This is a genomic window from Streptomyces sp. NPDC006265 (assembly GCF_040613555.1).
Taxonomy (GTDB): Bacteria; Actinomycetota; Actinomycetes; order Streptomycetales; family Streptomycetaceae; genus Streptomyces.
Genome location: NZ_JBEXSH010000237.1, coordinates 1 through 10,755, shown reverse-complemented (window position 1 = coordinate 10,755; position 10,755 = coordinate 1). Strand labels below are relative to the sequence as shown.

Genomic DNA, 10,755 nt, shown 5'->3' with positions numbered 1-10,755 from the left:
GGTCTCCATCGGGAAGACCTCGGAGACGGTCAGGTAGGCGCTGGAGGCGCCGGCCGAGGCGAGGAACAGCACCGCGCACCAGCAGGCCGTCATCGTGGTCGCGCTCAGCGAGCCCTGGTCGAAGAGCCAGGCCGTGCCGAAGAGGAGCAGGCCGGACAGGATGTACGTGCCGGAGATCATGGTGCGCCGGCCGACCGTGTCGAAGAGCTTGCCGAGGAGCAGCGGGCCGAAGAAGTTGCCGATGGCGATGACGGCGAAGTAGTAGCCGGTGTTGCCGCTCGGGACGTCGAAGAACGTCGTCAGGATCGCGCCGAAGCCGAAGGTGATCGCGTTGTAGAGGAACGCCTGGCCGATGAAGAGGGAGAAGCCGAGGATGGCGCGCTTGCGGTAGTCGGAGAAGACCGTGCGGCCGATCTCCAGGAAGGAGACGCTGCGGCGCTGGTGGATGGTGATCTCGCCGTCGGGGCGCGGCAGCGGGTCGTCCCGCTCCTCCTCGATCTTGCGTTCGATGGAGGAGACGATGCGTTCCGCTTCGTCGTCGCGGCCGTGGATCAGCAGCCAGCGTGGGCTTTCGGGGACGTGCCGCCGGACGAGGAGGATCACCAGGGCGAGGACCGCGCCGAGCGCGAAGGTGAGGCGCCAGCCGACGTTCGCCGCGAAGATGTCCGTGTCCAGGGCGACGATCGACAGCAGCGAGCCGAAGACCGCGCCCAGCCAGAAGCTGCCGTTGATCATCAGGTCGGTGCGGCCGCGGTACTCCTTGGGGATCAGCTCGTCGATCGCGGAGTTGATGGCCGCGTACTCGCCGCCGATACCGAAGCCGGTGAGGAAGCGGAAGAGGAAGAACCACCAGGTGTCGAAGGAGATCGCGGTGAGGGCGGTGGCCGCGAGGTACACGGCCAGTGTGATCATGAAGAGTTTCTTGCGCCCCCATGTGTCGGTCAGACGGCCCCAGAAGAGGGCGCCCAGACAGGCGCCCGCCACATACAGGGCGGCCGCCATGCCGGTGACCTCGCCGGATGTGATGGGCAGGCCGCTGCCGGGTTCCGACAGGCGGCCGGCGATGTTGCCGACGACGGTGACTTCGAGACCGTCGAGGATCCACACGGTGCCGAGGCCGATGACGATCGTCCAGTGCCAGCGCGACCACGGGAGGCGGTCGAGGCGGGCGGGGATGTCGGTGGTGATGGTTCGGCCGGTCTCGGCCTGCGCGGTGGTCATGGGCTCCCTCCCCATCGAGCGGAACCCGTCGGGTGCCCTGAGCGGTTTCTCTTAGGCCCTGAGATACCTCTCGCGCCCCGAGCCACCTCCCCTCGCCCTGAAGACCTCTCTCACGCCCCGAGCGCGTGCGACACCGTGTAGATCAGCAGGCCGGCCAGGGAGCCGACGACCGTGCCGTTGATGCGGATGAACTGCAGGTCGCGGCCGATGTTGGCCTCGATCTTCCGCGTGGTGTGCTCGGCGTCCCAGCTCGCCACCGTGTCGGTGATCAGCGAGGTGATCTCCTTGCGGTAGGTGGTGACGACGTAGACGGCCGCGCCCTCCACCCACTTGTCGACCTTGTCCTGGACCTTGCGCTCGGCCGCCATCCGCGAGCCCAGCGACAACAGGGACGCCCGCACACGCAGCCGCAGCTCGCTGCGCTCGTCCTCCGCCGCCGCGACGATCATGGATCGTACGGCCGTCCAGGCGCTGGCGATGAGGTCCTGGACCTCGCCGCGGCCCAGCACCTCGCCCTTGAGCCGCTCGACGCGGGCGCGGGTGTCGGTGTCGGACTGGAGGTCGGAGGCGAAGTCGGTGAGGAACCGGTCGAGGGCGCCGCGCGCGGGGTGGCCGGGCATGTCGCGCATCTCGGTGACGAAGCGCAGCAGTTCCTTGTAGACGCGCTCGCCGACCTTCTTGTCGACGAATTTCGGGGTCCAGCCGGGGGCGCCGCCCTGCACGGCGTCCATCACGGAGTCGCTGTGCAGCACGAGCCAGTCGTGGGCGCGGGTGACGACGAGGTCGACGACGCGTTTGTGGCCGCCGTCGGCGACGACCTTCTCCAGCATCTTGCCGATGCCGGGCCCGATCTCCTGGGCATTGGCCCGGCGGGTGATCGCCTCGCCGACCACGGCCTGGACGTCGGAGTCGCGCAGGACCGTCAGGGCTCCGCGCAGGGCGGTGGACAGCTCGGCGGTGACCCGGTCGGCGTGCTCGGGGACCGCGAGCCAGGCACCGAGGCGGCTGCCGATGCCCACGGCGCGCAGCCGCTGCCGCACGACGTCCTCGGAGAGGAAGTTCTCGCCGACGAACTCGCCCAGGGAGACGCCGAGCTGGTCCTTCTTGGTGGGGATGATCGCGGTGTGCGGGATGGGGATGCCGAGGGGGTGCCGGAAGAGGGCGGTGACGGCGAACCAGTCGGCGAGCGCGCCGACCATGCCCGCCTCGGAGGCGGCGGCGACGTAGGCCGCCCAGGTCCCGGCGCCGGAGTTGTGCGCCCACGTGGACAGGACGTACACCAGCGCCACGAACACCAGAAGTCCGGTGGCGGTGAGCTTCATCCGGCGTACGCCGCGCTGTTTCTCCTCGTCCGCCGGGCTGAACGTCGTCATCGCGCGGTTCACGGCGCCGCCGGGGCGGGCATGCTGCCCTCCGACGCCGGCGCCTTTTTCTGCTGCTTTCGTCCGTTCCATCCGCTCCACCCGATTGGTGATCCCGCACACATTGTCCCTTCCTGACCGACTCATGGAACGGATCAGGAGTTCCCGGCGTCTGTCGGAGGGGGTATTGCCACGGGGTCCTGTGAACTTCCCCCGGTCCATGACGCATCATGGGCACATCAGATCGGAGCCTTGGGCTCCCATCGCCCGAGGAGAACAACACAGCATGACCCGAGGACGTGCCGGGGGTGTGGGGGAATCCCCCACTAGGTACCGGGCCCTCCTGGCCTTGGTCGTCGCAGCGATCGTGGGCCTTTCCACCGCCATATACGTCGGAGTGGGGTCCGACGACGGCCTGCGCAACCGGAACGCCGTCGGCGACGGTCGCGCCCCTCACAACTCCGCCGCACCCGCCTCCACCGGCACCTGGGTCGGCACCTGGTCCGCGTCCCCCTCCGCCGCCGAACCCGGCACCGAGGCCACGGGCATGGCGGACCGTTCGGTCCGCAACGTCGTCCACACCAGTGTCGGCGGTACGAGTGCCCGCGTGACGCTGTCCAATCTCTACGGCCAGTCGCCGCTGAGCATCACGCGGGCGACGATCGCCGTCTCGGCGGGCAGCGGTACGGCGGCGGCAGTCGCGGACACCATGCGGCAGCTGACCTTCAGCGGCGGTCCCACGGCCGTCATCCCGCCCGGCCGGCAGGTGATGAGCGACGCCGTACAGGTCGTCGTCCCGCACGACTCCGACGTCCTGATCACCACCTACACGCCGACCAGCTCCGGCCCGGTCACCTACCACCGCCACGCCCGCCAGATCTCCTACGTCGCCCAGGGCGACGTCACGCAGGACGCCACGGGCACGCCGTACACCGAGCGGACCGGGTCCTGGCGATACCTGACCGCGCTGGACCTGCTGAGCAACGAGTCCGACGGCACGGTCGTCGTCCTCGGCGACTCGCTGACCGACGGCATCACCTCCACGCCGGACACCAACAGCCGCTGGACCGACGTGCTCTCCGACCGGCTACGCGCGCAGATCGCGGCCGGCCGGGACCTGCCCCGCTACAGCGTCGTCAACCAGGGCATCAGCGGCAACCAGGTCCTCGCCGACGGGCTCGGCCGCCCCGCGGACAACCCCAGCGGGCTGAACCGCTTCGGGCGGGACGTGCTGGAGCGGACGAACGTCAAGGTCGTCGTCATCGACCTCGGCGTCAACGACATCCTGCGCAACCCGCGGCTCGCCGACCCGAACGCGATCACCGCCGGGCTGCGCACGATGGTGGGTCAGGCCCACGCGCGTGGCGTGAAGGTGGTCGGAGCGACGCTGATGCCGTTCTACGGGCACCGGGGCTACACGGAGGCACGCGAGGCGGTACGCCAGACGATCAACGCGCAGATCCGCGCCGGGCGGGTGTACGACGCCGTGGCCGACTTCGACCAGGCGCTGCGTGACCCGTACGACCCGCGGCGGCTGCGGTCCGACTACGACTCGGGGGACCATCTGCACCCCAGCGACAAGGGGTACGCGCGGATGGCGGAGTCGTTCGACCTGGAGACGCTGAAGGGGTCGGCGCCGGCGGAACTGTAGTCCCGTCTCGCACCGTCCTGTCTCCTCCCGTGCCCGTCGCCTTTTCGCAGGCGGCGGACACACGGCTGCCGGGGCTCGGTGCCGCCCGTGCTGGGGCTCAGCTCTCCCCGCCCAGCTCCCGCCGCCCCGACCGGCGCTCCAGCTTCTCCTGGCGCCGCTCCTCCCGGATACGCAGCTTCTCCGTCCGGGTCAGCTTCCGCTGGACCCCGACGCCACCCCACAGCGCGAACCCGGTCACGATCACCCGCGGGGCGCCCGGTTGCCCGGGCACACCCTCCTCGCGGTGGTCGAAGCCGCCCATGATGCCGATGCCGCGGACGACGACCTCGACCCCGGGCGGCACGATCACCTCCACCCCGCCCATGATCGCGACGGCGTTGATCTCGACCTCGCGGTCGGCGAAGTCCGCCTCGCGCAGGTCGATCTCCCCGCCGCCGCAGAAGGCGAGGCAGGTGAACCGCCGGGGCATCGTCCAGCGCCCCTTGCGCTGGAAGCCGGACATCACGGCGACGGCCCACGTGGAGGAGCCCTCGCCGCCGGTGATCCGCCCGGACCAGTCCGGGCCGGCCACCGGGTCCTTCGTCAGGGCCACCGCCGGGACGGTCACGCCCGCGGCCGGCAGGTCCCGGGTGATCGGGGTCAGTTCCCCGTACGTCCGGGCCTTGTACGTCGCGTCGAGCCGCTCCTCGAACTCCTCCATGTCGAGGCGCCCCTCGGCGAGGGCGTCCCGCAGGATGCCGGCTACCTGTTCACGGTCGGCGTCGGAGGCGCGGAGGTCCGGGACGGCGTCGTCGGTCATACACAGCAGCCTACGAGTTCACCCCGCCGGGGGCTACGAGATCGCCCGCTCGGCCTGTTCCCCGTACATGGTGGCGATGACCGCCTCGATGTCCGGCTCCCGCACCGACAGGTCCACCAGCGGATACTCGGCCGCGATCCGTGCCACGAGCGGCGCCGCCGACTCCCCCGCCGGGAACGCCAGCCACTGGCGCGGTCCCTCCACGCGGACGACCCGGGCGGGTGCCGGTGCCTCGATCGGCGGCAGTTCCCGCTCCAGGTCCACCACCAGGGTCCGCTCGCTCTCCCCCACCTCGTGCAGCCCGGCGAGCGGACCGTCGTACATCAGACGCCCGTGGTCGATGACCATCACCCGCTTGCACAACTGCTCGATATCCTGGAGGTCGTGCGTGGTCAGCAGCACCGTGGTGCCGCGCTCGGTGTTCAACTCCCGCAGGAACTCCCGCACCTTGGACTTGGAGATCACGTCAAGGCCGATCGTCGGCTCGTCCAGGTACAGGACCTCCGGGTCGTGCAGCAGCGCCGCCACGATGTCGCCGCGCATCCGCTGGCCGAGGGAGAGTTGCCGTACCGGCACGTCCAGCAGGTCGCCCAGGTCGAGGAGCTCGACCAGACGGTCCAGGTTCTCCCGGTAACGGGCGTCCGGGATCCGGTACATGCGGTGCATCAGGCGGTAGGAGTCCAGCAGCGGCAGGTCCCACCAGAGCGTCGTACGCTGCCCGAACACCACGCCGATACGGTGCGCGAGCCGTGTCCGTTCCCGGGAGGGGTCGATACCGGCCACCCGCAGCCGGCCCGCGCTGGGGGTGAGGATGCCGGTCAGCATCTTGATCGTGGTGGACTTGCCGGCGCCGTTGGGGCCGATGTATCCGACCATCTCGCCGCGTTCCACCCGGAAGGAGATCGAGTCGACGGCCCGCACCTGCCGCCGCTCCCGCTTCATGAAGCCGGTCTTCTTGCGCACCTCGAAGACCTTCTCCACACCGTCGAGTTCGATGAACCCGCCTTCCGATCCGCCGAACCCGCCCTCCGACTGGCTGAACCCGCTCTCCGACCCGGTCAACTCAACTCCCTGTACTCCGGTACGAACGAAGCCCCGTCCGCCACGCCAGCCCAGCCAGGACACAGCAGGCCACCGCCACCAGCGGCGAGGCGAAGGCCGCCCACCCCGGCAGCCCGATCGGGTACGGACGCCCCAGCACATGGGCGGCGGGGACCCAGTTGACGAAGGCCAGCGGCAGCATGAAGGTCACGCCCCGCACCAGGTCCTTGCCGAACACCGACGGCGGATACTGCAACAGCGTCGTCCCGCCGTAGGTGAAGGCGTTCTGCACCTCGGCCGCGTCCTGCGCGTAGATCTGGAAGGCCGCGCCCGCCACGAACACCGCCGAGAAGATCGCCGCGCCGCTGACCACCATCACCGGCACCAGCAGCACCTTCGCCGCGCTCCAGTCGACGTCCACCGACATCAGCGCCCAGCCCAGCACCACCGCGCCCTGGGTGATCCGGCCCAGCCGCCGCAGCGCGAACCGGTCCGCCCCGACCTGCGCGAGCACCGGCGCCGGACGCACCAGCAGCGTGTCGAAGGAGCCGTCACGCATCCGGGCGCCCAGGACGTCCATCGAGCCCAGGGCCAGATCGGCGATCCCGAACGACGTCACGGACAGTCCGTACAGGAAGGCGACCTCGGGCAGCGACCAGCCGCCCAGCGAGTCCACCTGCGAGAACATCAGCAGGATCCCCACGAAGTCCAGGCCGGTCACCGTCAGATTGCCGAGCACCGTGACGACGAACGAGGCCCGGTAGGTCATGCTGGAGCGCACCCACATCCCGGCGATCAGCCGATAGGCCCGCAGCCCCTCGGCCACAGCAGTGCGCTCACCCACCCTGCACCACCACCCGCCGCGTCGCCGCCGACTGCATCAGCCGCCCCGCCCCCAGCAGCACCACCGCCCACGCCCCCTGGAAGACGAACGCCCCGAGCGGGTCCGTCTCCCCCATCAGCACGTCCGCCGGCATCTGGATCTGCGCCGCCCACGGCAGCGCCCGCACCACCTCGCCGAGCACGCCCGGGAAGGCGTTCAGCGGCAGCACCATGCCGGAGAAGAAGACGCCGGTGACCATCAGGACCTGGTTGACGCCCATGCCGTCCATCAGCCAGAACACGCTCAAGGCAGCCAGGTAGCGGATCCCGAAGCTCACGACCGTCGCCAGCAGCAGCGTGACCACGAAGGCCGCCCACCGGCCGGGCTCCGTCGGTAGCGCCATCGGGAAGAAGACCGCGCCGAACACGAACGGGATCACCCCCCGCCCCAGCATCTGGAACAGCGCCCGGCCCACGTCGCCCGCCAGCCACCACAGTTGAAGATCGGCCGGCCGGTACAGGTCGACGGCGATCTCACCGGTGCGGATGCGCTCCATCAGATCCTTCTCGGCGCCGCCGCCCTGGATCGCCAGCGTCGCGTAGAGGCACTGCCCGAGCCACACATAGGTCACCGCCTGCGCCTGGTCGTACCCCCCGAGATGCGGCTTCTCCTCCCACAGCGCCAGATACGTGTAGACGAGGATGACGCCGAAGACCGTGTTGGTGAACACCCCGGCCACCGTGGCCGCCCGATACGTCGCGTACCGCCGGAAACCACCCACCGCGACGGCCGCGTACAACCGTCCCGTGTCCACATCCGCCGCCCTCCTCGCCGCCCGGCACCGAAGCGCAGGAGCCTAGTGGCCCGACGAACGGGCGTGCCACGCAATTTCGGGGAGCGTCGAGGGCGCCGCGGGGCGGGTGCGGACCGGCCCAGACGGTACGATCCGTTGCGTCCGCGCGGGCCGAGGCGCCCGTGGCCAGGGCGAGCAGCGTGGCGGCGGTATCGGCCGGGCGGAGCGCAGGCGCCGTCGCGATCCACGACCGTGTCCCCCTTCGGGCGAATGTCGCGCAGGCGAGATCACGATTCGGGCAGGCGTGCGCAACAGCGTGTTTGACCCCGTGCCCGCCCGCGCACCCACTCGCATGCGGCCCGCCTCACCACACGGCTCACGACCCGGCCATCGATCAGGGAACTGATCAACGGATGGGACAGTCTTCATCACAGGGGCGCAAGAGCGAGCAGAGACGTACGGGAACGACGTACGACGCGAATCAGGAGTCCGTGCACGACATGAGTGACGAGCCTCAGCCGCAGCAGCCGAATCCGGGCTGGGCATCGAGAGAGCCGCAGGCGCACGCCGACGGCGACCCGGGCACGCCCGAGACCAAGGCGGCCGGGAAACGGAAGCGGACCGGCTGGCGCCGGATCATCCCGACCTGGCGCATGACGCTCGGCGGCTTCGTCATCGTCGTCCTGCTGCTGGTCGGCGGCTTCTTCCTGGGCTACTCGCTGGTGCAGATCCCCCCGGCCAACGCGCTCGCCACCAAGCAGGCCAACGTCTACCTCTACGCGGACGGCTCCGTGATCGCCCGCGACGGCGAGGTCAACCGCGAGAACGTCACGCTCCCGCAGATCTCCAAGGACGCCCAGCACGCGATCCTGGCCGCCGAGGACCGCGACTTCTACACCGAGTCCGCCATCGACCCCAAGGCCATGGTCCGCGCCGCCTGGAACACCGCCCTCGGCAAGGGCAAGCAGTCCGGCTCCACGATCACCCAGCAGTACGTGAAGAACTACTACCTGCGCCAGGAACAGACCGTCACGCGCAAGGCCAAGGAGTTCTTCATCTCGATCAAGCTGGACCGCGAGGTCAGCAAGGACCACATCCTCGAGGGCTACCTCAACACCAGCTATTTCGGCCGCAACGCCTACGGCATCCAGGCCGCCGCCCAGGCCTACTACGGCAAGGACGCCAAGGACCTCGACCCGGCCCGCGCCGCCTACCTCGCCGCGCTCGTCAACGCGCCCAGCCAGTACGACGTCGTCGCCCACCCCGAGAACCGGCGGGCCGCCGAGTCCCGCTGGAACTACGTCCTGGACGGCATGGTCACGAAGGGCTGGCTCAGCGAGTCGAAGCGGGCCGGCATGAAGTTCCCCGTGCCGAAGGAGTCCACCCTCTCCACCGGCATGTCCGGGCAGCGCGGCTACATCGTCCGGATCGTCAAGGACTACCTCGTCCAGAACAAGATCGTCGACGAGAGGCAGCTCGACGCCGGCGGCTACCGCATCACGACCACCCTGCAGAAGGGCAAGCAGGACGCGTTCGTGAAGGCCGTCAACGACAAGCTGATGTCCAAGCTCGACAAGAAGAACAACAAGGTCGACACCTACGTCCGCGCCGGCGGCGCCTCCGTCGACCCCAAGACCGGCAAGGTCGTGGCGATGTACAACGGCGTCGACTACGTCAAGCAGTACACCCCGAACGCCACGCGCAGGGACTTCCAGGTCGGCTCCACCTTCAAGCCGTTCGTGTTCACCTCGGCCGTCGAGAACCACTCCGAGACCCAGGACGGCCGCGTCATCACCCCGAACACCATCTACGACGGCACCAACAAGCGTTCCGTGCAGGGCTGGACCGGCGACCCCTACGCCCCCGAGAACGAGGACCAGCGCTCCTACGGCGACATCACCGTCACCAAGGCCACCGACAGCTCCGTGAACTCGGTGTACGCGCAGATGGCCGCCGACGTCGGCCCCGCGAAGGTCAAGCAGACCGCGATCGACCTCGGTGTCCCCGAGACGACCCCCGACCTCGCCGACGGCCCCGCCATCGCGCTCGGCACCGCCACCGCCAGCGTCCTCGACATGGCCGAGGCCTACGCCACCCTCGCCAACCACGGCCGGCACGGCACCTACACGATGGTCGAGAAGGTCACCAAGGAGGGCACGCCGATCGACCTGCCCGCGCGGCGCACCCGGCAGGCCGTGAGCCGCGAGGCCGCCGACACCACCACCTCCATGCTGCAGAGCGTCGTCCAGAACGGCACGGCCTCCGCCGCGCAGGCCGCTGGACGCCCCGTCGCCGGCAAGACCGGCACCGCCGAGGAGGACACGGCGGCCTGGTTCGCGGGCTACACCCCCGACCTCGCCACCGTCGTCTCCGTCATGGGCCAGGACCCCGTCACCGCCGACCACAAGTCCCTGTACGGCGCCATGGGCCTGGACCGCGTCAACGGCGGCGGCGCACCCGCCGAGATCTGGACACAGTTCACCGAGGACGCCCTCAAGAACAAGCCCGCCAAGGAGTTCGACCTCAGGCTCCAGCCCGGCGCCGACGTGTCACAGGCCCCCACCAGCGAGGCCCCGGCCGACCCGACCACCGGCGGCACCACCGACGGCGGCACGACCACCGGCGGCGAGGACACCGGCACCGAGACGCCCGGCCAGAGCCCCAGCGCCCCCGAGGGGCAGACCGAGGGCCAGACCGACGGCGGCACCACCGACGGCGGCACCGGCGGCGAATCCCCCACCGGCGGCGGCACCGCGGACGGCGGCACGAGCGACGGTGGCACGACGGACGGCGGTACGACGGACGGCGGCACCACGGAGGGCGGTGGCGGCGGCGACGCGAGCGACGGCGGCGCGACGGGCGGCCCGACCGGCCCCGGCTGGGGCGTGGTCCCGCAGGGCGCCCGCCGCGAGTAGCACGACGACGGCTCAGTGGCCGCGGGTCGCCGTGAGCCCCACCACGGCGGCCAGCAGCAGGCACACGAAGAATATACGGGCGGCGGGCGGCCGCGCACCCACCACCGCCCAAACCAAAACCCCCCCCCCCGCCGCCCCCATCCCCACCCCA

At 70.3% G+C, this 10,755-nt stretch carries 7 protein-coding genes and 1 pseudogene; 2 read left to right on the top strand and 6 right to left on the bottom strand.

What is annotated here, in order from left to right; translation table 11 throughout:
* Together ABZ281_RS20270 and ABZ281_RS20265 are read right to left on the bottom strand one after the other, a co-directional pair.
* Positions 1 to 1,221 (bottom strand): MFS transporter (locus tag ABZ281_RS20270; protein WP_356657330.1); only part of this gene is annotated, 1,221 nt, incomplete at its 3' end.
* A gap of 110 nt (positions 1,222 to 1,331) precedes the next feature.
* Positions 1,332 to 2,675, bottom strand: a complete 1,344-nt coding sequence (locus tag ABZ281_RS20265; RefSeq protein WP_356657328.1) for a DUF445 domain-containing protein — start codon at positions 2,673 to 2,675, stop codon at positions 1,332 to 1,334.
* Positions 2,676 to 2,868: 193 nt separating this feature from the next.
* On the opposite strand from ABZ281_RS20265, the gene ABZ281_RS20260 reads away from it, so the two are divergent.
* The gene (locus ABZ281_RS20260) at positions 2,869 to 4,233 is read left to right on the top strand and encodes an SGNH/GDSL hydrolase family protein (protein ID WP_356657326.1); all 1,365 of its coding nucleotides are present in this window, start codon (positions 2,869 to 2,871) and stop codon (positions 4,231 to 4,233) included.
* 109 nt (positions 4,234 to 4,342) lie between these two features.
* Here ABZ281_RS20260 and ABZ281_RS20255 read toward each other — a convergent pair.
* The 4 genes and pseudogenes from ABZ281_RS20255 to ABZ281_RS20240 all read right to left on the bottom strand — a co-directional run.
* Positions 4,343 to 5,032: pseudogene (locus ABZ281_RS20255) on the bottom strand (DUF1707 domain-containing protein); the annotation flags it as partial.
* Positions 5,033 to 5,065: 33 nt separating this feature from the next.
* Entirely contained in the window at positions 5,066 to 6,028 is a 963-nt protein-coding gene (locus ABZ281_RS20250) for an ATP-binding cassette domain-containing protein (protein ID WP_142167109.1), read from the bottom strand.
* Between the two features lie 67 nt (positions 6,029 to 6,095).
* Positions 6,096 to 6,917 carry an ABC transporter permease gene (locus ABZ281_RS20245; RefSeq protein ID WP_356657324.1) on the bottom strand — a complete coding sequence of 274 codons (822 nt, stop codon included), beginning with the start codon at positions 6,915 to 6,917 and terminating at the stop codon, positions 6,096 to 6,098.
* Positions 6,910 to 7,710: an ABC-2 family transporter protein gene (locus tag ABZ281_RS20240; RefSeq protein ID WP_356657322.1), complete on the bottom strand. Its 801-nt coding sequence runs from the start codon at positions 7,708 to 7,710 to the stop codon at positions 6,910 to 6,912. Before ABZ281_RS20240 ends, ABZ281_RS20245 begins: the two co-directional genes overlap by 8 nt.
* 479 nt (positions 7,711 to 8,189) lie before the next feature.
* Here ABZ281_RS20240 and ABZ281_RS20235 point away from each other — a divergent pair, with 479 nt between their 5' ends.
* Entirely contained in the window at positions 8,190 to 10,604 is a 2,415-nt protein-coding gene (locus ABZ281_RS20235; protein ID WP_356657320.1) for a transglycosylase domain-containing protein, read from the top strand.
* The last annotated feature ends 151 nt before the right edge of the window (positions 10,605 to 10,755 follow it).

Coding starts and splice junctions, on each gene's coding strand:
- ABZ281_RS20265 (WP_356657328.1), bottom strand. CDS start 2,675: ATGGAACGGACGAAAGCAGCAGAAAAAGGCGCCGGCGTCGGAGGGCAG.
- ABZ281_RS20260 (WP_356657326.1), top strand. CDS start 2,869: ATGACCCGAGGACGTGCCGGGGGTGTGGGGGAATCCCCCACTAGGTAC.
- ABZ281_RS20235 (WP_356657320.1), top strand. CDS start 8,190: ATGAGTGACGAGCCTCAGCCGCAGCAGCCGAATCCGGGCTGGGCATCG.